The 26,771-nt window shown below is 59.6% G+C and carries 20 protein-coding genes; 10 read left to right on the forward strand and 10 right to left on the reverse strand.

Annotated features, from left to right (window positions below; all coding sequences use genetic code 11):
* The first annotated feature begins 681 nt into the window (after positions 1-681).
* A complete protein-coding gene (locus tag P0D84_RS47620; RefSeq protein WP_408351223.1) occupies positions 682-2,232 on the forward strand; it encodes a methyl-accepting chemotaxis protein in 1,551 nt (516 codons plus the stop codon).
* A 78-nt stretch (positions 2,233-2,310) separates the two neighbouring features.
* Here the strand turns inward: P0D84_RS47620 and P0D84_RS47625 are convergent, their stop codons facing one another.
* The 6 genes from P0D84_RS47625 to P0D84_RS47650 all read right to left on the reverse strand — a co-directional run bounded on the left by P0D84_RS47625 (position 2,311) and on the right by P0D84_RS47650 (position 9,348).
* A complete protein-coding gene (locus P0D84_RS47625; protein ID WP_408351226.1) occupies positions 2,311-3,708 on the reverse strand; it encodes an amidase in 1,398 nt (465 codons plus the stop codon).
* A 77-nt stretch (positions 3,709-3,785) separates the two neighbouring features.
* Positions 3,786-5,354, reverse strand: a complete 1,569-nt coding sequence (locus P0D84_RS47630; protein WP_408351229.1) for an ABC transporter substrate-binding protein — start codon at positions 5,352-5,354, stop codon at positions 3,786-3,788.
* An 89-nt stretch (positions 5,355-5,443) separates the two neighbouring features.
* Positions 5,444-6,346 carry an ABC transporter permease gene (locus P0D84_RS47635; protein WP_408351232.1) on the reverse strand — a complete coding sequence of 301 codons (903 nt, stop codon included), beginning with the start codon at positions 6,344-6,346 and terminating at the stop codon, positions 5,444-5,446.
* Complete coding sequence (locus P0D84_RS47640; RefSeq protein ID WP_408351235.1) at positions 6,343-7,296, reverse strand: ABC transporter permease; 954 nt, start codon at positions 7,294-7,296, stop codon at positions 6,343-6,345. Before P0D84_RS47640 ends, P0D84_RS47635 begins: the two co-directional genes overlap by 4 nt.
* 27 nt (positions 7,297-7,323) lie before the next feature.
* Entirely contained in the window at positions 7,324-8,277 is a 954-nt protein-coding gene (locus P0D84_RS47645; protein ID WP_408351238.1) for an ABC transporter ATP-binding protein, read from the reverse strand.
* A gap of 27 nt (positions 8,278-8,304) precedes the next feature.
* Complete coding sequence (locus P0D84_RS47650; RefSeq protein ID WP_408351241.1) at positions 8,305-9,348, reverse strand: ABC transporter ATP-binding protein; 1,044 nt, start codon at positions 9,346-9,348, stop codon at positions 8,305-8,307.
* A gap of 360 nt (positions 9,349-9,708) precedes the next feature.
* On the opposite strand from P0D84_RS47650, the gene ggt reads away from it, so the two are divergent.
* Together ggt and P0D84_RS47660 are read left to right on the forward strand one after the other, a co-directional pair.
* Positions 9,709-11,316: a gamma-glutamyltransferase gene (gene ggt, locus P0D84_RS47655; protein ID WP_408351244.1), complete on the forward strand. Its 1,608-nt coding sequence runs from the start codon at positions 9,709-9,711 to the stop codon at positions 11,314-11,316.
* An 86-nt stretch (positions 11,317-11,402) separates the two neighbouring features.
* Positions 11,403-12,458 (forward strand): threonine aldolase family protein, encoded by a 1,056-nt coding sequence (locus P0D84_RS47660; RefSeq protein ID WP_408351247.1) that lies wholly within the window; start codon positions 11,403-11,405, stop codon positions 12,456-12,458.
* A gap of 43 nt (positions 12,459-12,501) precedes the next feature.
* On the opposite strand, the gene P0D84_RS47665 is transcribed toward P0D84_RS47660, so the two are convergent.
* Positions 12,502-13,497: an oxidoreductase gene (locus P0D84_RS47665; RefSeq protein WP_408351250.1), complete on the reverse strand. Its 996-nt coding sequence runs from the start codon at positions 13,495-13,497 to the stop codon at positions 12,502-12,504.
* Between the two features lie 514 nt (positions 13,498-14,011).
* Here P0D84_RS47665 and P0D84_RS47670 point away from each other — a divergent pair.
* The 4 genes from P0D84_RS47670 (at position 14,012) to P0D84_RS47685 (ending at position 19,792) form a co-directional block, all read left to right on the forward strand.
* Positions 14,012-15,319, forward strand: coding sequence for an MFS transporter (locus tag P0D84_RS47670; protein WP_408351253.1), 1,308 nt, complete (start codon positions 14,012-14,014; stop codon positions 15,317-15,319).
* Position 15,320: 1 nt separating this feature from the next.
* Positions 15,321-16,376, forward strand: a complete 1,056-nt coding sequence (locus tag P0D84_RS47675; protein WP_408351256.1) for an amidohydrolase family protein — start codon at positions 15,321-15,323, stop codon at positions 16,374-16,376.
* 449 nt (positions 16,377-16,825) lie between these two features.
* Positions 16,826-18,292 (forward strand): ABC transporter substrate-binding protein, encoded by a 1,467-nt coding sequence (locus P0D84_RS47680; RefSeq protein WP_408351259.1) that lies wholly within the window; start codon positions 16,826-16,828, stop codon positions 18,290-18,292.
* Between the two features lie 315 nt (positions 18,293-18,607).
* Positions 18,608-19,792 (forward strand): porin, encoded by a 1,185-nt coding sequence (locus P0D84_RS47685; protein ID WP_408351262.1) that lies wholly within the window; start codon positions 18,608-18,610, stop codon positions 19,790-19,792.
* 31 nt (positions 19,793-19,823) lie between these two features.
* Here P0D84_RS47685 and P0D84_RS47690 read toward each other — a convergent pair whose 3' ends face one another.
* Together P0D84_RS47690 and P0D84_RS47695 are read right to left on the reverse strand one after the other, a co-directional pair.
* Complete coding sequence (locus P0D84_RS47690; RefSeq protein WP_408351270.1) at positions 19,824-20,783, reverse strand: LysR substrate-binding domain-containing protein; 960 nt, start codon at positions 20,781-20,783, stop codon at positions 19,824-19,826.
* 318 nt (positions 20,784-21,101) lie between these two features.
* Positions 21,102-22,214 (reverse strand): M20/M25/M40 family metallo-hydrolase, encoded by a 1,113-nt coding sequence (locus P0D84_RS47695; RefSeq protein ID WP_408351273.1) that lies wholly within the window; start codon positions 22,212-22,214, stop codon positions 21,102-21,104.
* 599 nt (positions 22,215-22,813) lie between these two features.
* On the opposite strand from P0D84_RS47695, the gene P0D84_RS47700 reads away from it, so the two are divergent.
* From P0D84_RS47700 to P0D84_RS47710, 3 genes are all read left to right on the forward strand, one after another.
* Positions 22,814-23,722, forward strand: coding sequence for a LysR family transcriptional regulator (locus P0D84_RS47700; protein ID WP_408351276.1), 909 nt, complete (start codon positions 22,814-22,816; stop codon positions 23,720-23,722).
* Positions 23,723-24,054: 332 nt separating this feature from the next.
* Positions 24,055-24,684: a helix-turn-helix transcriptional regulator gene (locus P0D84_RS47705; protein WP_408351279.1), complete on the forward strand. Its 630-nt coding sequence runs from the start codon at positions 24,055-24,057 to the stop codon at positions 24,682-24,684.
* On the forward strand, positions 24,674-25,645 hold the full coding sequence (locus tag P0D84_RS47710; protein ID WP_408351282.1) for an ornithine cyclodeaminase family protein: 972 nt from the start codon (positions 24,674-24,676) through the stop codon (positions 25,643-25,645). Before P0D84_RS47705 ends, P0D84_RS47710 begins: the two co-directional genes overlap by 11 nt.
* 148 nt (positions 25,646-25,793) lie before the next feature.
* On the opposite strand, the gene P0D84_RS47715 is transcribed toward P0D84_RS47710, so the two are convergent.
* Positions 25,794-26,693, reverse strand: a complete 900-nt coding sequence (locus P0D84_RS47715) for a LysR family transcriptional regulator (protein WP_408351285.1) — start codon at positions 26,691-26,693, stop codon at positions 25,794-25,796.
* Between the last annotated feature and the right edge of the window lie 78 nt (positions 26,694-26,771).

Raw genomic sequence — 26,771 nt, forward strand, 5'->3', positions numbered from 1 at the left:
CAACCCGCTCGCTGGTTCTGTCTGAGTGAGAGAAGAGTAGGGTTTGCCGAAGCGCGAATCTACTCTACGGTGGGATATGCCAGTGCCGCGTTAGCGTAACCTGCTTATACGAAGGTATAAGCGCGGTGGCCAGCGCCACGAAAACCCGCGATCCAGGACCGCTCATTGATAAATAAGAATTAAGACAAGGTTAAATTCATCTGAACTATATATGTGCAATTGCAGATAGACTTCGAACCCAGTTTTCCAGGTTGTCGGGACGTTCGTTTTGAAGGCCCAGGCGAAAATGGGTGGTGGGTCGATAATTTTAATAGGCAGGATGCCTTATCGAGGCACACGCAATACGATCTCGCGATCAAAATGCCGCCCATCGAACAACCCATCCACACTCTTCTTGCGCATTACCACCCATCAGTCCATTTGCCCCCGCAACTTCTGAGCGGTTCACCTTCGCTATTTACACCAGAGCCGCCCGTGACAACGTGAAGCGCCGTTTCAGCCCGGTGCGTTGCCTGCAACGTTTCACTGCAGTTCGCGACCAGGTAGCCAATCTCTTTTCCACAAGTTAGCACTCGGGAAATTATGCAGACGATTTCAATCGTCTCTAAACCTATTTAAGTACTTGCCGTAAGCAAGCATGAACGGCTGTGATCTACACAGCGGCGTCTTTGGGGAAGAAAAATGAAAACGGGGAAAGCAGTGATTTCGCTGCAGGTGCGTATTGGCTTGACGATGGGGTTTCTTGCTGTCTTGATGGTGGCGATCGGTGTTCTGGGTTTGCTCGGCACCAGCCGGGCCAATCGCGCGAACCAGGATACTTACGAGAACAAGCTGACCGCGGCGACGAACATCGGCAACGCGGAAATTTATATTGCGCGTACGCGCCTCGTGCTGGACCGCGTCGCCTTGCATCCGGATGATCCGAAGGATGCCGGGCTGATCGACCGTGCCAACGGCTATTTCAATGAGTCGGAGCAGTGGTGGCAGAAGTTCGTCGCGCAGCCGCACGAAGCTGACGAGGTGAGCCTGATCGGTGATGCGAGCGCGCGCCGCAAAGCCATGCGAGGCGGTATTTCCGCATTCATCGATGCGATCCAGGCGAATGATCACGTCCTGGCCGACAAGATCACGATGACGCAATTGGGCGATCTCTTCAACGACATGAACATTGCGAACCAGAAGCTCAAGCTGACGCTGTACACCAATGCCAAGAGGAATTACGAGGCGGCGGAGTCGAGCTTTCACACGTTCATTACGCTGTCGATTCTGATGATCGTGGTCGGCGTCGTGGCCGCCGGTCTGAGTTGGGTCGCACTGCGCCACGCGATCATGAGTCCGCTGAACCAGGCGCTCGAACATTTCGATGCAATCGCAGAAGGCGATTTGAACCGTCGCGTCGAAATCGCCAAAGAAGATGAAATGGGCACGCTGCTGCGCGGCGTGGAGAAGATGCAGACAAGTCTCGCCAGGACCGTGCGAGCCGTGCGCGGCAGTAGCGAATCGATTGCGAGCGCAACGGCGCAAATCGCTTCTGGCACGATGGACTTGTCTTCACGCACCGAAGAGCAGGCGGCATCGCTCGAGGAAACCGCAGCCAGCATGAGCGAATTGACGGCCACGGTGAAGCAGAACGCAGACAGCGCGCGCACGGCGAGTTCGCTCGCCGATAGCGCCTCGCTGGTCGCCACACGCGGTAGTGAAGTGGTCGAGCGTGTGGTCGGCACCATGGGCAGCATCGACGCGAGCTCGCGCAAGATCGCCGACATCACGGGGATTATCGAAGGCATCGCCTTTCAGACCAATATTCTTGCGCTGAACGCGGCCGTTGAAGCCGCGCGCGCGGGCGAGCAGGGACGCGGTTTCGCGGTGGTCGCCTCGGAAGTGCGTAGTCTCGCGCAACGCTCTTCGTCGGCGGCCAAGGAGATCAAGTATCTGATCGCCGAATCGGTACAGACCGTGACGGTCGGCACCGAACTCGTGGCGGACGCGGGCAAGACGATGCAGGAAGTCCTGCATGCCGTGCGTCAGGTCACCGACATTGTCAATGAGATCGCAGCCGCGGCGGAAGAGCAACGTTCCGGCATCGAACAGGTTGATACCGCCGTCAGCCAGATGGATTCCATCACGCAGCAAAACGCCGCGCTCGTCGAGCAGGCGACTGCGGCCGCTCAGGCGCTCAACGAGCAATCCCGTCACCTGCACGGTTTTGTCGAGGTGTTCAGGCTTGCCTGATTTTTGTCGCTCCCCGCGATTTCAAATGCGAGGTGCGACAAGCCCCGGTGACCCAATGCCTGAACTAGCGCTCGCTGCTCATTGCTCGACAGCGGGCGGCATCCGCTCATGCCAGTCCGTTGCCTGTTGATAGGCCTCGCCGATACGCAGCGCCAGCGATTCTTCATATTCACGGCAAACGATTTGCAGCGAGCTCGGCAAACGCTCGGCAGTGAAGCCGTTCGGCAGGGAAAGCGCGCACATATCGAGAAGATTGACGAAGCGCGTGAGGCGGGTCGGTTGCCCGCTTTGATCCACCTCGTCGAGCGGTATGGCCGCCGTCTCCGCTGTCGGGGTCAAGAACGCGTCCACCCCTGCCATCGCGGTTTTCATCGCCTGCTTCATCTGGTCACGGCGCTGCAGCGTTGCCAGATAATCCTGAGCCGAGATGCGGGATGCAGCAAGGATGCGAGCGCGGACCACTTCGTCGAGCGGCTGGCGCGGATCCTCGACGACATGACTGTGGGTGAAATAAGCCTCCGCCATCGTGATGCTGGTCATTGAAATGAATTCAACGAGACTAAACGGCAGCGCGATATCGACGATCTCCGCGCCGAGCCCGCTCAGTACCGCAAGTGAGCGGTCGTAAGCGTCCAGCACATCGGCCGCCACACCTGCCCTTTCCTCGGACGGCAGGCGCGCGAGCCGCAGACCGCGGACGCCATGCTCCAGCGTCGAGAGGGGATCGGGCGGCAGATGGCCGCGCGTGCGAGGATCGAGCGGGTCGGGGCCCTGCAGAAGATCGAAAAGCAGTGCCACGTCCCGCACCGTACGGGCCATCGGACCGGGCGTATCAAGGGTGGGGCTGAGCGGCAGGATGCCATTTGTGCTGATTCGGCCCATCGACGTTTTCAGCCCGGTAATGCCGCACCACGCAGCGGGCTGGCGGATCGAACATCCGGTATCGGTGCCCAGTGCCCAAGGCGCGAGGCGTGCCGCGACGGCGACGCCAGAGCCGCTGCTCGAGCCTCCCGGCGTGCGCGGCACTTCAGCGTCCCACGGATTCCACGGTGTGCCGCGATGCTGGTTCATCCCCCACGCGCCACAAGCGAATTCCACCGTGTGCGTTTTGCCGAGCACGATCATTCCTTGGCTCACCAGGCGACGCACGACCGTTGCGGTCGCCGTCGCGCGATGATCGAGCCGGCTCGCGGAGCCGCCTGTCGTGATCCGTCCTTCGATGTCGATGATGTCTTTGATGCCCACCGGGATACCGTGCCAAGGGCCCACGGCATGGCCCGAACGGATCGCCTTATCCGCTGCTTCGGCGGCGAGTCTCGCCTCTGGCGCGTAGACCTCCACGAAAGCGTGCAGCTTCGGGTTGTGCGTTGCGATACGCGCGAGCAGGGCATCCATCAGGTCTACAGGCGACAGACGCCGTGCCGCGATTTCGCGCGACAGGACATACGCGGGTGCGAGAGCAATATTGTCAGTCAAGTCAGAATCTCCACTTCGTGCCGAGTACAGGCCCTCGACAGGTTGGTATGGACAGCGCGGAACGCCGCATTTCGGTCTTATTGCATATTGACCAGAGTCAGATCGGTGAACCAGGACTGCGCGGAGACGAAGCCGTGCACTCTTTTGCTGAACGCGCGCGGGTTCAGATCGCGCACGATGTACAGCCAGGGCGGGTCGTCCACGAGGCGTTCATTCGCTGCGCGGTAGGAAGCCTGAATAATTGCCGGGTCCGTTGCTTTAGACAGGGTATCCAGTGCCGTTTCGAACCTGGCGTCATTCCATTGCTCGAAATTATTGCCCGTCGGCGAGTCATTGGCCGCGGCGAAGAAGCGCGCCATCATGGCGATGTCGGTCGTAGGCGAACTGACATTGAGTGCCATTGCGCCATGCAACCCTGAATTGTCCGGTGTCAGGCGACCGGCGTTCATCAGCACGTTCCACTCCACGACATCGAACGTCACGTCGACGCCGCAAGCCTGCTTCAGGTTTTGTTGCAGCAGTTCGTTCATGGGCAGCGGCACCATCTGGCCGGAACCGGCGGGGGAGATCATGACCTTGAACGAGAGCGGCTTTTGCGCGGTATAACCGGCCTGAGCCAGCAACGCCTTGCCCTTAGCCGGATCAAAGCCGTACCGGTTGACCGGATTGCCGAACGCCGGATCCTTCTGCTCCAGCCAGCCGACCGCGGGCTCAGCCGTGCCGTTGAGCATCGACACCAGCGCATTGCGGTCGATGCAATAGTTCAGCGCCTGCCGCACGCGCACATCCTTGAACGGGCTGTTGCTGGCGCCCATGTTGTAAAACCACGGCCAGACATGCGGGTAGGAATTGGTCGAGATGGTGAAGCCGGCGGCCTTCAAGGACGGAATTCCGTCCGGTGGCGGCACCTCGATCCAGTCCACCTGACCCGAGCGCAGCGCCGCCAGCCGGGTAGTGGCCTCCGGCACCGGCAGCAGCAGCACGGAATCGAGCTTCGCCTTGTGCGCCGCATCCCAGTAGCCGTCCCAGCGGGCCAGCGTGACGGATTGGTGCGGCACCACCCGGGCGATGCGAAACGGCCCCGTGCCGGCGGCCGGCAGCGTGGCGACACGGCCCCAGTCATGTCCCGCCTTCTCGAACGAGGCCGGCGAGGTGAACAGAATGTAGACCACCATCGAAGGGAAATACGAGGCCGGCGTGGTCGTGGTGAGCGCGACCGTGCTGTCGTCGATTTTCCTGTAGCTGGCCAGCAGCGGCACGCGCGAGCGCGTGATGCCGGCGCCTCCCGCCTCGAACTGCGGGCTGTCGCTCTTGAAGTAGCGGTCCAGATTCCAGATCACCGCATCGGCGTTGAAGTCGGTCCCGTCCTGAAACTTCACGCCGTGCCGCAGATGGAAGATCCAGGTCTTCTTGTCCGGTGACTGTTCCCAGCTTGTGGCCAGGCCGGGACGCAAGCTGGCCGGCCTGTCCGCATGCGACAGGTCCCACAGGATCAGCCCTTCAAAGACCGGATAGCCGAGGAAGCGCATGCCCTCCCAGCCGTTATTGGGCATACCGGTCGTGGTTGGGATATCGGCGGCCGTCATCGCGATGCGCAATGTTCCCGCAGCCCAGGCTTGCGACTGCGACAGCAGCGCGCCGACCAACGCTACAACCAAAGCAAAAATAGAACGACGAAAGATCATCACGGACTCTCAGATAGTCATGGTGTTAAAGCGACACTCGCGGGTCGAACCTAGGCGCGCACATCCATGGCCGCGCGCAACCCGTCGCTGACCATGTTGAAGCAGATACTGGTGAGGAAGATGCAGAAGCCCGGCAGCATGGTGACCAGCGGCTGGGTGTAGATCGCATCACGCAGCGTGTTGAGCATCAAGCCCCATTCAGGCTCTGGCGGCTTGGTGCCGAGGCCGAGAAAGGAAAGCCCTGCGGCAAGAATCATCGAGACACTGATAAGACTCGTCGTGTAGACGAAAATCGGCCCTAGTACATTGGGCAGCACGTGCATGCGGACAATAGTGAGGCTGCCGGCACCGCTCGCGCGCGCCGCCTCGATGTAGTCGAGTTCCCGAACGCTGGTCGTGACCGACTCCGCCACGCGGATGATCGGCGGTATGAAGACGAGGGCGAGTGACAGAATGGCGTTCGAGATTCCACCCCCAAGCGTGCCGCTGATGGCGACCGCGAGCAACACAGAGGGGAAGGCAAAAAACACGTCGGTCACACGCATGATCGTCATGTTCACCCAGCCGCCAGCGAAGCCGGCGACGACGCCAAGCAGGCCGCCGATCATGAAAGCGATGACAACGGGGGTGATGCCAAGCGCCCACGAGAGGCGGCCGCCATAGAGCAGGCGGGTGAGCATGTCGCGTCCGAGTTCGTCGGTGCCAAGCGGGTAGTGCTCGAAACCAACCGGCTTCAGTCGTAGCAACATACTGGCCTGATAAGGGTCGTGCGGTGCCAGCAGCGGTGCGAATACCATTGCCGCGAACATCAGCAGTAGAACCGCGCCGAACACGATCGTCGTCTTGTCACGCGCGAGCCGGCGGGCGACAGTTTGCCAGTAGCCCTGGCTGTGCGACGCTGCCTGCCGGGCTAGAACGGCGAGATCCGTTTTGGTAGCCGAGATGCCTGTCATGAGCGCTTGATCCGTGGGTCGAGGACTGCTTGCAGCAGATCCACTATCAGATTGAGCGCGACGAAGAACAGAGCCAGAACAAGGATCGTGCCTTGCAGCACAGGAATGTCACGCTGAAAGATGGCGTTGTCGAGCAGGAACCCGGTGCCTGGCCAGGCGAACACTGTTTCGACGAGAATCGAGCCGCCCATCAGATAGCCGAGCTGCAAGCCCATTACCGCGGAGACACCTGGCGCTGCGTTCTTGGCAATGTGGCGCAACAGGGTGCGCGAGCGCATGCCTTTGCCGCGCAGCGTCGTGACAAAGTCCTGACTGAGTAGCTCGATGACGATGCTGCGCACCGTTCGGGTAATGATGCCCATCGGGATGGCGGCCAGCGTGACTGCCGGCAGCACGAGATACTGCAGATGTACCCAGTCCCATGCCCAGTCAGAGGAGCCGCCGGGTCCCGCACCCATCGCCGGCAGCGCATTCAGCATGACGCCGAACACCACGACCAGCACCATGCCAAGCCAGTAGTGCGGCAGCGACACGCCGGCCACCGCGACGCCGACCACGCTACGGTCGATCCATGTCCCCCGGTACATAGCGGCGATGCCGCCGAGCACAGAACCCAGCAGGAATCCGAGTAGCGCCGCGACGGCCGCCAGCCGGAAAGTGTTCACGACCGCGACTGAGAGTTCGTCCGAGACGGGTTGGCCGGTGGCGAGCGAGCGCCCCAGATCCCCGTGTACGACATGCACGAGCCATATGCCGAACTGTACTGGCAACGGCTTGTCGAGCCCATATTCATGCTTGACCTGCAACACCACATCCTCTGGCGCGTCGGGCGGCACGATCGCGTTGATCGGATCGCCCGGCGCAAGATGAACCAGCATGAAGCAGAGCACGCTGACAGCCAGTGCGATCGGGACGGCATAAAGCACCCGGCGCAAGAAGTAAATGATCATGGGATATTTTTCTGGTATTCGGTACGGTTAATCGTTAGTCGACACACGCACGCAGCGAGCGGATCGATCAGGAGAAGGGCGGCGAGGGGCCGGCACCTCGATCAGGCAGGTGGAATCGGCTTGGGCGCAGCGTGGCGCGAAGGCGCAGCCCTGCGGCAACTGTTCGAGATTGGGCGGCGCACCGGAGATCGTCGCGAGGCGTTGACCGCGCAGGCCGCTATGCACGGTGGCTCCGAGCAGACCCTGCGTGTAGGGGTGCAGCGGCCCGCGCATCAGCGCAGCGGTTGGCCCTTCTTCAATGAAGCGGCCGGCATACATGACGGCAATCCGGTCCGCAATTTCGCAGGCGACGCCGAGGTCGTGGGTGACGAAGATGACGCCCATGCCCAACTCCTGCTGCAGACGGCGCAGGAGCAGCAGGATCTGGATCTGTACGGTGGCGTCCAGAGCGGTGGTCGGCTCGTCGGCCAGCAGCAGCTTCGGGCGGCAGGCGAGCGCGATAGCGATCATTGCGCGCTGGCGCAGTCCGCCCGACAGCTCAAAGGGATAAGCGGCAAGGCGCTGTTTGGCGGAAGGGATCTGCACCAGATCGAGCAGTTCGAGCGCGCGACGATCGGCTTCCGCGCGGCTCGTGCCCTCATGACGAACGATGGTCTCGGCAATCTGGCTGCCGATTTTGAACACCGGATCCAGCGCTGTCATCGGTTCCTGGAAGATCATCGATACGACACGACCGCGCAAGTTGGTGAGTTGCCGTTCGGAGGCAGTCATCATGTCATGACTGTCGATCCGCATCGTGCCAGACATCGCGGTTCGGCGCGGCGGATGCAGGCGCATCAGCGAGCGCAACATGACCGACTTGCCGGAGCCGCTTTCGCCCAGGACGCAAAGTGTCTCGCGTGGCGCCAAATCGAAATCGACGCCGTTGACGGCGTGCACCGTTGCTTGCCTGGACACAAAACGGACGTGCAGGTCGCGCACCTGTACCAGTGATTCCATGGTGCCCCCTCAGGCCGTGACGCGTGGTGCGCGACTGTGGCCGCTGCCGCGCTCGGCCATCAGACAGGCCGCCATGTGATCGCCGCCGACGGTGGCCAGAACCGGCGGCGCGTCGCCACAAACCGCCTCGGCATGCGCGCAGCGGGTGCGGAAGCGACAGCCGGACGGTGGGTTGACAGGGTTGGGTAGGTCGCCGATCAATGGCGGCTCCGTGCAGCGGCGATCTGGATCCATCGATGGCCGGCTGGCAAGCAGTGCAGTTGTATAGGGATGTGCCGCTCGAGCGTAAATTGCGTCCACCGGGCCGATTTCCGCCACGCGGCCGAGATACATCACCAGCACGCGATCCGCCATATGCTGGACGACATTGAGATCGTGGCTGATAAACAGATACGTCAGTCCATATTGGGCTTTCAAGTCGACGAGCAGATTGAGCACCTGGGCCTGGACCGATTTGTCGAGCGCAGAAACGGGTTCATCGAGGATGACGAGCCGCGGCCGGAGCGCCAGCGCGCGCGCGATGTTGACGCGCTGACGCTGGCCGCCCGAGAGTTCGTGCGGGTAGCGGCGGGCGAAGTGGGCAGGTTCGAGGCCGACGGCCGTGAGCAACTCATGCGCTAACGCACGCGCCCCGCGCTTGTCCATCCCATGCACGCGCGGGGCAAACGCAATCGCCTCCTCGGCGCTAAGGCGTGGATTCAGTGATGAGTAGCTATCCTGAAAGACCATCTGCACCTGGCGTCGGTATTCGCGCATCGTCAGCCCGTGGAGTCCGACGGGCTGTCCATCAAACAGTACTTCCCCCGCGGTAGGTTGCAAAAGGGCCATGATCAAGCGGGACGTGGTCGACTTGCCGCACCCCGATTCGCCCACGATGCCGAGCGTCTCCCCTTTGCGCAACTCGAAGCTCACTCCAGTAACCGCCTGGACACTGTCCGTGCTGCGTCTGAGCAGACCTCCTTTCAGCGCATAGTGCTTGCTCAAACCACGCACGCTGAGCAAGGGCTGCGCCGGCCCTCCGAGATCGGGCATCTGTTCCAGAATGTTGGACATTAAGTGGTCAGCAGTCGTCATATTGGATTTTGCATGCAATCAATATGCCAAGGACGCCCAATTGGGGCGGAATCGTGTGAGGGCAGTACGACATAGGACGAATGGGTTGCGCGCCAGGCAACGTCCACCTCTCCAAGGACGTGGGCCAAGTCTGCGCAAGGGCGCACATGCACGAGATTGCAGCGTGTCGCACCGGCGAGGTGCGTTATGGATGCATGACCGCCCAGTTGCCGGACGTCAGCGCTTTGGCGCATAATTTGCTGGTTGAATGCAAAATGCAACTAAACATCAGGTCGTGATGCAGCGTGCTGCACCGGGACCTGACCGGCACACCACACTCGCTACTTGTCTCGAGAGAATATGCAATCGGATCAAAGCGCTTTTTGGACCTTCCCGTACACCTCACAGCGCTTTCCGCTGCTCGCCGAAAACGTCGTCGCCACGTCCCAGCCGCTTGCCGCATCGGCCGGCTTGCAGATGCTGGTACGCGGCGGCAATGCAGTCGATGCGGCGCTGGCGACGGCAATCGCCCTCACCGTGGTTGAGCCGTGCAATAACGGCATCGGCGGCGACGCGTTCGCCTTGATCTGGGACGGAAAAAAGCTTCACGGCTTGAACGCTTCGGGCCGCGCGCCGGCCGCATGGACCCGCGAGTACTTCTCGAAATACAAGGAGATGCCGAAACGGGGCTGGGACTCGGTGACCGTGCCGGGTACTGTTTCAGCGTGGCGCGCCGCGTGGGAGCGCTTTGGCAGCCTTCCGTTCGAAGTCCTGTTCGAGCCGGCGCTACGCTATGCGCGAGAGGGTTTCTTCGTTTCGCACACGGTACATCGCCAATGGAAAAAACAGATTCCGGAACTGATCGACCAGCCGGGCTTCCGCGATGCATTTGCTCCCGGCGGCCGTGCGCCGGCCCAGGGAGAGCGCTTCATTTGCCCTGGGCAGGCCAATACGCTCGAGCGAATCGCGCGAACCAAGGGCGACGATTTTTACCACGGCGAACTCGCCAGCGCGATTGCTCAGTACGCGCGTAGCACGGGCGGCGCGCTGACCGAAGCTGACCTCGCCGCGCACCAGGCGGATTGGGTCGAGCCCATCAGCATCCGCTATAGAGACGTTGAACTGCATGAGATCGGACCGAATGGTCAAGGCATTGCGGCGCTGATGGCGCTAGGCATGCTTGAACATTTCGATTTGAAGAGTATGGACCCTGACTCCGCGCTAGCGATGCATTTGAAGATCGAAGCGATGAAGCTGGCGTTTGCTGATCTGCATGAATATCTTGGCGACGCAGAAAGCATGACGGAAGTCACTACCACTGATCTGCTCAACCCCGCCTATCTGGCAAAACGCGCCAAGCTGATCGACCTCGATCGCGCAGCGCCGGCTCTCGCCGGCAAACCGCATAGTGGCGGTACGGTCTTCCTCACCACGGCGGACAGTAACGGCATGATGGTTTCGTTCATTCAGTCGAACTTCAAGGGATTCGGTTCGGGTGTCGTCGTGCCGGATACCGGCATCGCCTTGCAAAATCGGGGCTGGGGCTTCAATTTACGTCCGGGCCATCCGAACGAAGTGGCGCCTCGCAAGCGCCCATTTCACACCATCATCCCTGGCTTCGTGACGCGCAATGGCCAACCGCTAATGAGCTTTGGACTGATGGGCGGATCGATGCAGGCCCAGGGCCATATGCAGATGGTCACCCGTATTGTCGACCAGGGGCTGAATCCGCAGGCAGCGAGTGACGCGCCACGCTTTCGGGTGCTCGACGACAACCACGGCGTTGCCGTCGAATGGAACATGCCGCAGTCTACGATCGAGGGACTGGCCTCACGCGGGCATCCGGTCTCCGTCTCGCCGCGCTTCGATGTCGAGTTTGGCTGCGCGCAGGCAGCACAGCGTCTTGACAACGGCGCCTATGTGGCCGCGTCCGATCATCGCAAGGACGGCTATCCGGTTGGATTCTGACGCAACACCAGCAGATCCCCTGACTCTTCGTCCCCCGGCACCGAACTTGTCCCTCCGCTACGCGGCTACGAGCTGAACTGACTCAATTGAAACCTCATTGCATTGATCTTTACAGTGATACCCAGACCCGGCCCACGGCCGGCATGCGTGTGGCCATGGCGCAGGCAGTGGTCGGCGACGAGCAATCCGACGACGACCCGACCACACTGCAACTGTGCGAGAAGGTAGCGGACCTGCTGGGCAAAGAGGCCGGCGTGTTCATGCCGTCGGGCACCATGTGCAATCTGGTGGCCATTCTTACCCACACCCGGCCAGGTGACGAACTGATTTGCGATCATCAATCGCACATCTATGGCACCGAAGCGGCGGGGGCGGCTGCGCTCGCCGGCGTGTCGATCTGTGCGTTGCCGTCGCCGCATGGCATCTTCGACGCACAGCAGGTCGTCAATGCAATCCGGCCGCGTACCCGGACGGCACCGCGCTCGACCCTGCTCTCCGCCGAGCAGACGACGAACTTTTCTGGCGGCGCTGTCTGGCCCTTGGAGCAACTGCAGGCGGTGCGCGATGCTGCCGCCTCAAACGGACTGAAGTGTCATCTCGACGGCGCCCGGCTGCTGAACGCGACCGCGGCCACGGGCATCGCCGCTGCGGATTACGCCGCCGGTTGGGATAGTGCCTGGATCGACCTCAGCAAAGGGCTCGGCTGTCCCGTGGGCGCTGTCTTGTGTGGCAGCGCCGACTTTGTGCGTGATGCCTGGCAGTGGAAATATCGTCTGGGCGGCGCAATGCGGCAATCCGGCGTGCTCGCAGCCGCGGGGCTTTATGCATTGGAGCACCACATCGAGCAACTCGTGGCCGACCATGCGCACGCGCAATCGATCTGGCGCACGCTGTCGGCCTGCGATCTGTTCCGCTTCGACCCGGCGCAACCGGGTTCGAACATCCTGCGCTTTTCCTTCGACCCGGAAGCCATCAACGCCGATAAATTCGCCGAACTCTGCCGGTCCGAAGGCGTGCGTGTGCGTGCAATCGGAGGCAACTTCATTCGCGTCACCACGCATCTGGACGTGACCGCCCAGCAAGCCGCAATGGCGTCGCAAATCATGTTGTCCGTTGCGCGGGCGATTGCCACTCGCGCTTGAGCCCGTCTCACCCAGGAGCCGATCCGATATCAAAACACCCGCACTACGGGCGCAAGCCTACCCGAGTAAGCTCCTCGCACACCTGCCATAAGCGGCCGGCAGTCGAAGCGTCCGTTGCCTGCCTGGCGACGCTCGCCTCGCCAATCCTGCTTCCGCGTGCTTCCAGAAAGCCTTGTGGACCATAGTAGCCACCGTCACTGACGTCACGCGAAGTAGCGGCGTAAAGGGTCGGCAGTGCGCCTGCGTAATCGGTGTTCAGCACGGCGCCGATGAAATGGCTAAGAAGCTCGCGAGCAGCGCCTGAAATCGCGGAGCGATCCCCGCCCCGAAACAGATTGGTGTTGGCGATGCCAGGGTGAGCGGCAACCGACATGATGGGCGAATTCGCCGCGCGCAAACGCCGGTCGAGCTCGAACGCAAACATCAGATTCGCGAGCTTCGACTGCCGATAGGACTGCATTGGCGAATATGTCTTTTTGGATTGGAGGTCGTCTAAATTTATCTGTCCGCGCTTGTGCGCGATGGATGCGATCGTGACGATGCGCGGTCGGTCAGGCGAATCAGTCGCAGCGAGTTTGAGCGCGGGCATAAGGAGCGCAGTCAACGCGAAATGGCCGAGTACGTTGGTACCAAACTGCAGCTCGAAGCCGTCGGCAGTCTCGAGCCGTTTTGGCGGCGCCATGACGCCAGCGTTGTTGACCAGAATGTGAATGGGGCGTTGCCCGGTTAGCTCCCTCTGCGCGAACTGGTGTACGGACTCGAGGGATGCGAGATCGAGAATCGCGAGTTCGGCGCGGGCGTCGGGTATGGCGGCGTTCAGACGGGCTAAGGCCTCTTCCCCGCGTTGTTCATCGCGGCACGCAAGTATGACTTGCGCGCCTTTGCGCGCCAGCGTCAATGCGGCATGGTAGCCAATGCCGCTGTTCGCTCCAGTGATGAGTACCCGCTTGCCGATCTGAGGCGGAATATCGGTTATGGTCCACTGCTTGTTCATATTGCTCCGGCTCGGCACGGTGATGGTCGGCTTCGAGCCTACCATTAGTGAGTCAGGGACGTCGCTATCGGCCAAGCGGCAGTTTCGGTGAGGCTGGTCATCGTGGCCTGTTCAACGCAACAGAATCGATCGGCCTGCGACCAGGCAGCAGGGAATATTTCGGGCTTATTTATACGATGACCGCATTGACAGAGAGGCGGCCATCGACTTATAGTCGAGTAAGCGCTTACAATTTAGCCTCAATCATTTGGATTGCTTTCGATTGAACGGGTTGGCGAATCGCGCTGCAAGGTCTCTGTAACGGGATCTAATCCGGTCACGCTTCATCCATTGCTCGCATTCATTCCCGGCTGGGCGCCCGGCGATTGCCGGCTTTCTTCACGCATAGTGAGGGGACGTTTTAACCGGACTGTGAGGCATTGCCATCGAGTAGGCCAGAGTCGGCATCATCTGTTGTTAATACATAGTAAAACTAAGCGATTATTTGGCTATCCAGATGTCGAAAGCACGTTCGTCAACGATCGTGCTGCCAGGGAAAGCCAATCACATTGGAGGAGACATGAGTTGGAAGGCCCGGTACTGGGTGTACCTGATGTTGTTTTTGCTGGCGATGATCAATTACCTGGATCGGGTTGCGCTTTCCGTAGGCGCCGGACAAATGTCGGCTGAGTTATCGATCAGCAAGGTCCAGTTGGGATATCTGTTCTCATCGTTCTTGTGGGGCTACACGCTGTTCCTGCTGCCGGTCGGCCTTCTGATCGACCGGTTCGGGTCCCGGTACGTCATCGCGGTAAGCATGACGGTCTGGTCTCTCGCGACCATGCTCACGGGAGCTGCGGGCAGTGTGGGCTCCGTGCTTGCCGCGAGAATGGTGATGGGCGTTGGCGAATCCAGTTGTTATCCGTCGGCGGCCCGGATCGTTCGCGAATGGGCGCCAGCCCGTGAACGCGCCACGGCCATGACCATCTTCAATTCGGGAGCCTATTTCGGTCCGGCGGTGGGCGCGTTTGTGCTGTCGTGGCTCGTGTCGTTCTCGGGATGGCGCTGGTCGTTCGCGATTTGCGGCGGGGTCGGCTTCATCTGGGTCGCGGTATGGCTCATCTTCTTTCGACAGCCCGAAAACACGGGATGGTTGAGCGCCCACGAGCGGCAGACGATTGAACGCGAGCGTGAAACCACGGTGCAGGCGCGCGCCGATGTCGCGCCAGTCGGGCTGCGCAGACTGGTGCGTTCGCGAACCATGCTGGGACTGATGCTCACGCAAGGATGCAACGTCTATGCCCAATACCTGTTTCTGACATGGCTGCCGAACTACTTGCAGACTGAACGCGGCATGACGCTGCTCGGCAGCGGAACAGCAATGGCGGTGCCGTACCTCGGATCGATCGTGCTTGCGATGGCGCTGGGAATCCTGAGCGATCGCGTGCTGACTGAAAAGGCTGTGGAGAGCGGGCAGCGGAGAAGGCTCGTTGGCGCGGTGATGGTCGCGGGAGCGGTGATCGTATTCGTGCCGGTGGTTTCAAATGTCTGGATCGTTCTCGGCCTGATCACGATCGCGCTAGCCAGCGCATCGTCGGCCGTTGCCTTGAACATCGCCCTGCTGGGCGATCTGCTGCAGTCCCGCGGGGACCTCGGACGCGCCGTGGGCCTCTTGCTGATCGGCGGAAACGTATTCGGCTTTCTCGCGCCCATCGTGACGGGATACATCGTCCAGGCAACAGGACACTTCGCCGCCGCCATCGCCACGGCAGGCGCTTTATTCATAGCCGGCGCGCTGTCGTCATGGTGCCTCACGCATCGCGCCATCGGTGCGGGCGTTGCATCCACGACCAGCGGCGCCATCTCATCGCAACACGCAGGGAGCTGAAATGAGTCTGGAGAACGGCGGGCATCGACTCGCGGATACCCAACCCCCACACATACCGGTACGGCCCGATTGGCTTGCGTTGCATTCGGAAGCGGCGCTCGAGCCTGAGCGGCCGATCATCGATGCGCATCATCATCTGTGGCATTTTCCCGAGAAGAGCTACCTGAACGCCGACCTGCTCGACGACATCGGCTCAGGGCAAAACGTTCGCGCGACTGTGTTCATCGAGTGCAAAACGGGGTACAGAACGGAGGGGCCGGTCGAATCGTCGCCCGTTGGCGAAATAGAGTTCGTGCTGCGAGAGATCCGCGCGGTCGAGGAGCGTGGTGCGCGAACGAAAGTCGGGGCGGCGATAGTAGCCTTCGCCGACCTGTCCCTCGGCGCGAAGGTGGGTCCGGTGCTCGACGAACTGATATCCGTGTCCGGTGGACGGGTGAGGGGGATCAGGAATATCGGCGTCTGGCATGCCGACCCGTCCGTTCGGGCGTCGGCGGCAACACCGCCGCCGCATCTGCTGATGGATCCGCGCTTCAGAGAGGGCTTCGGTCAACTGGCGCCGCGTGGCTTAAGTTTCGACGCCTGGGTGATCCATACGCAAATCGATGAACTGTGTTCCCTGGCGCAAGCCTTTGCGCAAACACGGATCGTTTTGAATCACGTCGGTGGACCGCTTGGAATTGGACCTTATCGCGGCCGGCGCAGTGAAGTTTTTGATCACTGGCACAAGGCGATGAAAACGCTCGCCGGTTTCCCCAATGTATCGATCAAGCTTGGGGGATTCGGCATGACCCTGTTCGGGTTCGACTTCCATGAAAAAGCTCGCCCGCCGGGATCCGACGTTGTCGCCGAGGCGATTCGGCCTTACGTGGAAACATGCATCGAATTGTTTGGAACGAGCCGATGCATGTTCGAAAGCAATTTCCCGGTCGACAAGGGCAATTTCGCATACGGCGTGCTGTGGAACGCGTTCAAGCGCATAACAAGCGGCGCTTCCGATGCAGAGAAGGCAAACCTGTTCCACGATACGGCCGCCGATTTTTATCGGATCAGCGTGTGACAGGAAGTCTGTCACGCGAGTTCAGCCGCTATTTTTAGCGGTTCACCGGACGGTCGCCAATGAACCAGGCTTGCGATATGCGAGCCTGGTTCGTGCTGTCGCTGGCGGGCCATGAGGCGGCCCTCTGTAATACGGTATCCAACCTCGGATATCAGTGTGATCCACCATCACGCTATTGCTGCGGCACCGTCCTGGTTCCGTAAAGAAAACCTTTATCCCCATGGAAATAAATTTTGGTCATTGAGAGAAAAATGGCGTTTCATACTGCGTTTCCAATTCATCATGAAGTGAATCTCGATGCAATTTGACTGGGTAGATCAATTGGGAACCTCACCTGATCGGTGACGCATGCACGGTCCCGAGGTATCAGGCCGGACGGCAGATCGCCAATCAATGTAAAGCGAATAGAGGATAGGATCATGCGGAAGGTAGCAGTTGCAGGAATCTTAATGCTGGGAGCTGGTACGGCGATGGCGCAAACTCTGCGCATCGGGCTCGAGGACGATATCGGCACGATCGATCCGCATCGCAGTCTGCAAATGGTGGACCGGATGGTATTCGCATCGATGTGCGATTCGCTGATTTCCATCACGCCGGACCTGAAGTTGACGCCTAAGCTGGCCACTTCATGGACGGTCAGTCCAGACGGAAAAACCGTTACGCTGAAGTTGCGCAAGAATGTTTCATTCCAGGACGGAGAGCCTTTTAACGCCGCCGCAGTGAAGGCCAATTTCGACCGCGAATTGACGTCCCCTGTCAGTGCCCGCAAACTGGAACTGGCATCGGTAGACCACGTGAGCGTGATTGACGAGTCTACGGTTCAGCTCTCTCTGAACCATCCCGACGCTGCGCTGCTAAGTATGCTGTCGGACCGGGCGGGAATGATGCTCGCGCCGAAAATCCTGTCCAACGACGACGAGATCTCGCGACACCCGATTTGTGTCGGCCCTTATCAGTTTTCTCAACGAGTACAGAACTACCGCATCGTACTCAACAAGTCGCCTACCTACTGGGATGCCGCGGCGTATCCGATCCAGCAGGTGATCTACATGCCGGTTCCGGACGGAACGGTACGGCTTGCCGACCTGCGCTCGGGTTCGATCGATATTGCCGAACGCATCGGCACATCCGACGTCGATTCCGTGAAGCGCGATGCGAGCCTGCGCTTCGTCATGTCGAACGGTCTCGGCTTCATGGGCATGACCTACAACCTTAATAATGGACCGTCAGCAGCCGGCCCATGGCGCGATGCCCGCGTGCGTGAGGCGCTCAGCCTCTCTCTGGATCGCGGCGTGATCAACCAGGTGGTCGGTGCCGGCATGTTCGCACCGGCTGTGCAGGCTATCCCGCCGACAAACCCCTATTACGACAAGGCGCTGGCAATTCCGCAACGCGATGTCGCGCGAGCACGCGCTCTGTTGACTGCGGCCGGCTACCCGAACGGTGTCGATATCCAGTTGTTACTGGGCAATAGCACCTCGACCATGCAACTTGCCCAGGTGATTCAGGCGATGGCGGCCGAAGCCAACATACGCCTGAAACTGATGCCCGCCGATTTCTCAGCGGCTCAAGCGGCCGCGATCGGTGGCAAGTTCCAGGTGATTTTGCGGCCGTGGTCGGGACGCATCGACCCTGACGGCAATCTGCTGCCGTTCGTGTCGTGCAAAGGTGCCATGAACTATGGCCACTTCTGCGACCCACAGGTCGACTCCTTGCTAGTGCAGGCGCGCAGCGCTTCGGGTCCCGCGGAGCGCAAATCGCTTTACGACCAGGTGTTCCAGCTCATCGCCAAAGAACAGCCGATCACCTACCTGTATTTCCCGCCTTTGCCGTTCGCCTTAAGCAACAAGGTCGGGGGGTTTGTCGCCTATCCGGATGGGTTGATTCGTCTGCGTGGCATGACGCTCAAATCGTAACTGCCGATGCACTAAAACCTGGGAGCAGGCGCGGGCCGATAAGCATCCGATCAAGAAGGTGCGCGCTCCTCTGCGGGGCGCCGGCGAGCGCTAATCGAACCGTGCTGGCGCAGCATCATAAGACGAGCGCTTTAGCGCCTCAATAAGGGCGGCGCCCGACAAGAGCGGCCAGAGCCTACTGTGTCATCCGCTGACGCAATGTATCCATACATTGCGCAGGGATAGCGCTCGTCCATTCGAATAATTTAGGACTATTTATTTGTACATCGGCATTAGCAAGCGCAATGCAGGAAAATCTCAACCGGAGAAAACGTAATGAAAAAGAGGATGTGGATGGCCGCCCTTTCGGCCGCGGGGGCAGTCTCGGCAGTACCGGGGCTCGCGCATGCTCAAAGTACTGTAACGTTGTACGGCATCATCGACACCGGCATCAACTATGTCTCGAACGCCGGGGGACAGCACCAGTACGCAATGAGTAGTGGTTACAACAGCGGCAGCCGCTTCGGCTTTCGCGGTACCGAAGACCTCGGTGGTGGTCTCAAGACCGTGTTCGACCTTGAAAACGGCTTCGACAACACGACCGGCAAGGCATCGCAGGGGGGCTTGCTGTTCGGCCGGCAAGCGTATGTTGGCTTGTCATCGCGCACCGCGGGTACCGTGACGCTCGGGCGACAGTACGACCTCGTGGTGGACGAGGTGGGACGCTTCGCCTTTGCCTCGCTAGGTGGCGGCAGCTCATCCGCGCATTCGGGCGACATTGACAATCTGCACAACACGTACCGGATCAATAACGCCGTCAAGTACGTGACGCCGACCATCGGCGGTTTCCGTTTCGGTGCACTGTATGGGCTTGGCGGAGTCAGCGGCGATGCGTCGCGCGACCAGGTTATATCGGCCGGCATGCACTATGTGTACGGGGCGTTTGCGGCCGGGGCCGGCTACGTGAACGCCCGGAACCCCAATATCAGCTTCTTCGGAACGAGCTCGCAAACCACGTTGACCGCCGCGACGACCAACGCGACCTCGCCGGCCTTCAGTGGCTTCCTGTCGGCGCATACGTATCAGGACATTGCGGCGGGTGCCAGCTATCGCTTCGGTAAAGCGACAATCGCCGGTACGTATTCGAATATCGCGTTCAAAGGGGTTGGGGATACGACCTCGGGGCCGAATCCGTCCCACTATTCCGGTACAGCCGTGTTCAACGATGCCGAGGTCAGCGTTCAATACGACATAGGGCACGCCGTCAGGGTCGGGATGGCGTACGACTACCTGAAAGGCAACGGCATCGATTCAAACCCGGGCGCCATCTACAACCAGGTGGCGGCGAATGTCGCCTATTATTTCTCGAAACGCACGTCGGTGTACCTGGTCGGCGTCTATCAGCACGCATCGGGCACCGACTCGCGCGGTAAGGCCGCGGTCGCGGCCATGAACCAGCAAACGGCGTCCACGTCCGCTAGCCAGTCTCTGGTGCGAATAGGATTACGAACGGTGTTCTAATGCCACCTGTACGGCACGGCCCGTCGTCCTGTTAAGGAGGGCACCGTGTCGGCTGTGTGTCGAAGGCGTCCACGGCGCGGACGGCACTGCTCCTTACGACGGGCATGGTCAGGCGCTCGCGGAGCGCCTGCATGAGATAGGGGCGCATCACGTCGGTGCGCGCGAGGATGCCCACCTCGCGCGGGGTGCTCGGGACAGGCAGCGGAATGATGCGCAGCAGGGGATCGTTTTGCCACGTCGCATTGCGCAGCAGTGGCACGATGGCTACGCCGATATCCTGCCGCACCAGTTCGATGATGGTCTCGAGTGAATCCAACTCCACGAGCTCGTTGACGGCAATGCCCTGGCGCTGCACCGCCAGCTCTATCAACATGCCTGTGCGCTGGCTGCGATCGAAGGACAGGAACGGACGATCGCGCAACAGCCCGGCCGCACTGCCCGCCCGGGCTGTAAGTGTTTCGCGGTGAGCTACCAGCACAAGCGGTTCTTCATACAAGGTGCGCCAATCGAACGGCTTTGGCAGGCTTTCCTGCAACCGCACGATAACGGCCGCGTTGATCTCGCGCGCATTGAGACGCGCGCGCAACTCCAGCGATTTGCCAGTCACCAGACGCAGGTCCAGGCGCGGGTGCGCCGTCTTCAATTCGGTAATCTGCGTGGCGAGCGACGCCATCGCCGAAACCACCGAACCGAGCGTCACCGATCCGACGAGCATCTCGTCTTCCTCCCAGGCGTCGCTCAGACCATCGTAAAGGGCGACGATCTGTTCGATGCGCGGCAGCAGAGCCAGCGCATTGCGGCTAAGTGTGGCAGTACGCCCCTGACGGTCGAACAGCGGGATGTTGAGCTGCTGCTCGAGGGATCGCATTTGCATGCCGACAGCTGCCTGAGTGACTGACACGTGTTCAGCCGCGGCAGCAAACGAGCCGTACTGCGCGATCGCAATAAACGTCTTGAGAAATCGGATGGAGCTCATCGGGAGAAAGCCCATGCGCGGCGCCAATCGACGCCGCAGATTTGAATCCGGCGCCGCGAAAGCCGCCAGGAATAAAGATAAGCTTTGAATACACCGAAAGTAATTCGATACATTTAACCGATTATTTTTCGTCAATATTCCCTTGTCAATAGCGGACTTATGCGAATGAAGACTTTGCGCGCGCGTGAATACCCGGCATTCGTCGCTCCGTGAACGCGCTCAATGCCGCTCGACGGAGCAACTATTGCCGACGGAAATGGATGACTATTTTTCCATTTCCGTCGGCAGACGTGCCTGGGACAAGCAGCCTGGAAGTTAATGACGCACTGGAAATTAAACCAGATGAAGTGCGAGATTTCTAAACGTTTCGATCGAGTTATAAAACTGTTCTTCTTCGATATATTCTGTCGGCATGTGAGCACATGAGATATGGCCTGGGCCATAAATCAGGCAGGGCGCAAGCTTGGAATATTCCGAAGCCTCGGTGCCCAGCCCGGAGACGGATGCACAACACCCCAGGATCCGTTCGGCGGCCTTCACAAGGTAATGCCCTTCATCGAGTTCGGGAGGAGGCGCCTCCATCTTGATCGTCAACTCGACGCCATGCGCGGTTGCCGAGTCGCGAATTTCCTTCATTACAAATTCCGGATCGAAAGATTTCGAGTATCGAAATTTAACGAGGCAGGTAGCCAAGCCGACCGTGGTATTGGGAAATGCACCGTAGTTATCGATCACGAAATTCAAATCGCAAAATGGAGGATCATACTGATTGTCATGCAGCGTGACATCCTGACGGAGACGCAAATGCAGTTCCCTCAGATCGCTCAAGAACGGAACAAGAGAGATATTTGCGTTTTTGCCCTTCCCCGTCGACGAGTGAGCCTGGATTCCCTTTGCGTGCGCTATGAATTGAATATCCACGCGATGACCGCGTACCAGCCCGAGGTCCGTTGGCTCTGCTACCACGAAGCACTTCGGTGGCCTGCGGCGATTGAGTATCTCACTTCGTGCGACGACCTCGCGGACGCCTTGCTTACCGGCCTCCTCGTCGGCGGTAAAGATCAAAATAGGCTGTGCTACCGGATCGAGACTCTTCACCGCGGTGATGAAGGCCGCGATGGGACCTTTCATGTCAGTCGTGCCCAAACCGTAGATGCGTCCACCTTCCGTAACGAGTTCAAAAGGATTTCGAGTCCACCCAGTATCTGGAACGGTATCCAGATGACCGGCAAACGCAACGGTGGATTGGCTGGCCGGATTATAGGCGACAATATTTCTCTTTTTTACTCCGCGATTATCTGAATAGTCTATGAATTCTAATTCCCAATCTGCTAGTTCATTTGCAATTAAATCTGCTATTTCAACGTTTGAAACGAAACTTCTGGAGTCGATTGACACCATATCTTTCAACAATTTCAAGGCTGAATCAAATTGCGATGTCTGCATGACGGCGTTCGGATAAAAATGGCAGGAAGCGCCAATATGTTTTTAAAAAAAGAACGGGTCAAGGCGAATTATTGGATGCGACTGTTCTAATTTTTGAGCGCTATCGCGTCAGCCAAGGATCGGATGGGGCGCGTGTGGCTGGTTTCTCGGGCGGAGGGCTTTTGAGCACCGGGCTTGCCCGGGCGCCGGCGGCGCATTCCGTCTGCTCAGAGTCGGTTGGTTGTGTCGCAACTATTTCTGTCAGATTTGGCGGTGCATCATGGCCCTGATAGCGGGCGCTTCGACCTCAGGCGACGCATGACAGGTACTGTGCATCCGTCGATGAAGCAGCGGCGGCATCTGACCTTGAACAAGGAACCGCACCGTGATGCTCGGAGGACGCGCAATCCTCCTCCATGCTGCGTCGAGAAGATGGTCTCCGCAGGTTCTTGCTCCATCGGTGCTATCGTTGCGTCTGACCCTTGCCGCGCTCTGGAAAGGTATGTATCCAGAGCCATCTCGTGTCCCAATCGAATACATCGCCGCGAGTCTCGGGGTGCCGTACGCCCGAGGCGCTCCCCTCACAATCGTGAAACCCAGGCTAGCTGATTACGCCAATCATGTTGAATTCTGCTTATCGGTATTTTTACGCGGTCGCTCTGGAAGGTTCAATTCGGCGAGCCGCGGAACGTGTCCACATTTCCGCTTCAGCGCTTAGCCGCCAGGTCAGATTGCTAGAAAGCGAGTTTGGACAGGCCCTGATAGAGCACCACGGCCGACGCATAGTGCTAACAGGCGCGGGAAACATATTGCGTGAGCATATTCGTCAGCTCATGCTGCAAGACGCCGCGGTAAAGGATGCCATTCGCACTTCGAACGGCTTGCAATTCGGGCATGTGAAAGTGGCATCAGGAAATGGATATGTTTCAGATCTAGCCGATGTTGTAATACCGGAATTTTTAGAACGTCATCCGCAAATGACGTACGGCATCGACATAGGCAACGGTGATGCCGTATTGAGGATGGTAATTGATGAAGCTGTGGATATTGGAATAACCATGAATCCACCGCAGCATCACCTTATCAAGGTTGTTCATTCCGCTCCAGCGCCGCTGCTGGTCGTTCTTCCGCTAGGACATGCCTTGTCGGAAGCCGAGTCGGTGAGCCTGGACGATCTTCAGCAATTTGCGATTGGCCTTCTGCCATCTCAACATCGTATTCGACAGAGTATAAAAGTAGTCGAGGATGCGGTCGGGATCAAGTTGCAGCCGGTGATTGAAAGTAACTCTTATGAAATATTGAAATCACTTGTAAAAAACAAGCTGGCAATAACCATCTTGCCTGAATTTGCAATTAAAACCAGTGGCTGGGAATCCATATTTAAGTTAATTCCATTGCAGCATGAGCGATTGGCGCAGACGACATCGGGCATCATCGCCCGGCAGGGACGAGCAATTCCAGAATCGGTCATGGAGTTTGTAAACTTTGTCATCGCTCGTCATAACGCGTTTTCAGGCAGCCTGTCATAGGGCATCCGGTTCTACGGAAGTACGACTTGCGAAGCGTGATGGTGCGAAGCGGAGGTTGCTGGACGTTGGGGATAAGGGCTTGTAAGCCGGCGCGAACTGGCGCTTGCTCCCGGAATTTTGAGTGCGCATGGGATGGGCAACGAGTCGGGTACTGACCGGCCACGCGAACATCGCGACCGCGTGGATCCACAGCCGGCGCAGGAGCTGTCCGGAGGACGCGCCGACCGCCAAGGTCGCATACTGACGGCTGGTTCAGAACAAGCAAAAACCGCCGAAGTGCGCGCCGAGGCTCGCGTGTTGACGACATGTCTAATGTTGGATATATTGTTCAAATGTCAAATCAAACGAAAGAACAGCAAGTGCTGGTCGCACAACTGAAGCAAGTCGCGCTGGGCTTGGGTGAGACGTTTGCGCCGTTTTGCGAAGTAGTTGTGCATGACCTGCTGGACGCCGAGCACGCCATTGCGGCGATTCACAACAATTTGTCGGGTCGTGAGGTAGGAGATCCTGCCACGGAACTTGGATTGGCGCGCATCGGTGATGCGGAGTATCCGCAAGTGATCGCCAATTACGCCAATCGCTTCGCCGACGGCCGGCAGGCAAAGAGCACGTCAATCGGCATCAAGGACTCGAAAGGGCAGTACGTTGCCGCTCTGTGCATCAATATCGATCTAACGCTTTTTGGTGCTTTGCAGAGCGTGCTGGGGCAGTTCGCCCGCACGGACGATTCTGCCGGTACGAATGAAAAGCTCGACCCCCCTGGGGCGGAAGGAATAAGAATGCGGATAGACAAATTCGCCGCGCGGCTCGCGACGACACCCAGAGCATTGAAGACAGAGGAAAGGCGGATTTTGATGAAAGAGCTCCGGGAGTCAGGCAGCATGGACGTTCGTCGATCGATGGAGGTCGTTGCGCAACATTTGGGCGTATCGCGAGCTACGGTGTACAACGATGCCAAGTGACGCTCAATTGTTGCTCCTCGACAAGAATGAAGTCGAGTCATTGCTGTTGCCCGATGATGTGATGCAAGCGGTGCGCGAGGCGTTTGTTCTGCATAGCCAGCGCGAGGGCCGTGTTTTTCCCGTGGTCAGGGAACCGTTGGTCACGGGCGGCATCTTCGGTATCAAATCAGGCGATGTTCAGGTGCAAGGGCTGCTGGGTTTCAAGGCAGCGGGATTCTGGCCCACCAATCGTGCACTGAATGGTGAACCTCACCAGGCAACCATCATGTTGATCGATCCGGCTACGGGTCGGCCTCTCTGCATGATCGACGGCAATGCGGTGACCACCATGCGCACGGGTGCGGCTGGCGGACTTGGCCTACTGCACCTTGCACGCGCGGACAGCACTCGAGTGTGTGTCTTCGGTTCGGGCGTACAAGCGCGCGTGCAACTGACCTTCGCTCTGCGGCTCATGCCATCGCTGGTTCGTGTTCGCTACCTGACTGCGAATGGCCAGCGTGACCCAGCGTTCGAAGCTCACTTCGCAGAGCGCTGCGACATCTCGCACGCGAATGACGGTGATCGCGCAGTTAGTGAAAGCGACATCGTAATCACGGCTACCCCAGGTGCTGGAGCGCTGTTCGATTTGCAGTCGGTTCAACCCGGCACGCACCTTAATTGCGTAGGCGCCGACACCAAAGGAAAGCGTGAACTTCCCGAGGGCCTGTTGGGGCGCGTTCGTCTATTCGTCGACGATCAAGTCCAGGCGCGCCAGATCGGTGAAACGCAATGGGCAGCCGACCACCCGTGCACGGAACTGGGCGATCTACTGACAGGAAAGGCACAGGCGAACCGCCGCGAAGACGACATTACGGTGTTCGACATGACGGGCCTGGCACTTCAGGACCTGACCGTGGCGCGCATGCTGTGTGAGCGTGCCCGTGAAACCGGCGTGGGAACCTCGCTAGCCTGGCCTTGGTAGTCGGTTGGGTCAGCCTGCCACCCGATACTTTTCCTGGAGTACGAGACATCCGGCGCGGCGCTCCTTCAAGCGGCGCGGTTGCCTCGTACCCGGGGAGTCGCGGAATATTGTGATCGGCCGCGGCCGATTCGGCGACCACGGATGGCAGCTAACGCAGTTGCGATAACGACGAGTGCAGATGGTCGAGAAAGCGCGTAGCGCGCAATGAGCGTCCATGTCGCGAGCTAATCAGCGCGACGATATCGGCATCCGGCAATTGCCACCCATCGAGCAGTGGGACAAGTCGACCCGCACGGACATGTTCGGCGACGTCCCACTCGGAACGCACAATGATCCCGAGTCCGGCAAGTGCCCAATCGCGCACGGTGCCGCCGTCGTTGCTCGTCAGGAACGGCTCGATCCTGACATTCGCCGGTGTGCCGTGGTGCTTCGGCATAAAGCGCCACATCGTCACGTCTTCATCGTTTTCGCGTAGCGCGATGCAGTCGTGCACCCGCAGATCGTCCGGGTGCCGTGGTTCGCCGCGCTGCGCGAGATAGCGCGGTGCCGCGCACAGGATGCGCCGGTTCGGCACAAGCCGCCGGCTAACCAGCGTCGAATCGCGTAGCTCGCCGATATGGACCATCAGGTCCCACATGTCGTCCGAAATGTGCGCGGGTCGATCGGACAGCATCAAGCTTGCGGTCACTTCCGGATAGAGGCAGCGGAATTGCGCGACGGCGGGGGCGACATATCGCTGCCCGAAGCCGAGCGGCGCGATCACCCGAAGATGTCCCGCGACCGTCCCACGTCGCGACGCCAGCGTGTCCGATAGATTGCCGATGTCATCGCAGATCCTGCGCGCGTGGAGCGCAAACAGTTCGCCCTCATCGGTCAGTACCAGGTGCCGCCCCGAGCGGTCGATCAAACGCATTCCCAGGCGCTTTTCCAGAGAACGCAGTCGTTGTGTGACAGCGGGCGGCGTCACATCGAGCTTGCGCGCGGCGTCCGCGAGCGAGGCGGACGCCGTGACCGTGATGAAAAAATGCAGGTCTTCGGTCGAGATCATTAAATTACAGGTTAACGAAGCAATAAGGTGATGTTAACCCGCACAACTATTTGATGGCCAATACTCTTTGCAACGCGC

The organism is Paraburkholderia sp. RL17-337-BIB-A, from assembly GCF_046025895.1.
Lineage (GTDB): Bacteria > Pseudomonadota > Gammaproteobacteria > Burkholderiales > Burkholderiaceae > Paraburkholderia > Paraburkholderia fungorum_C.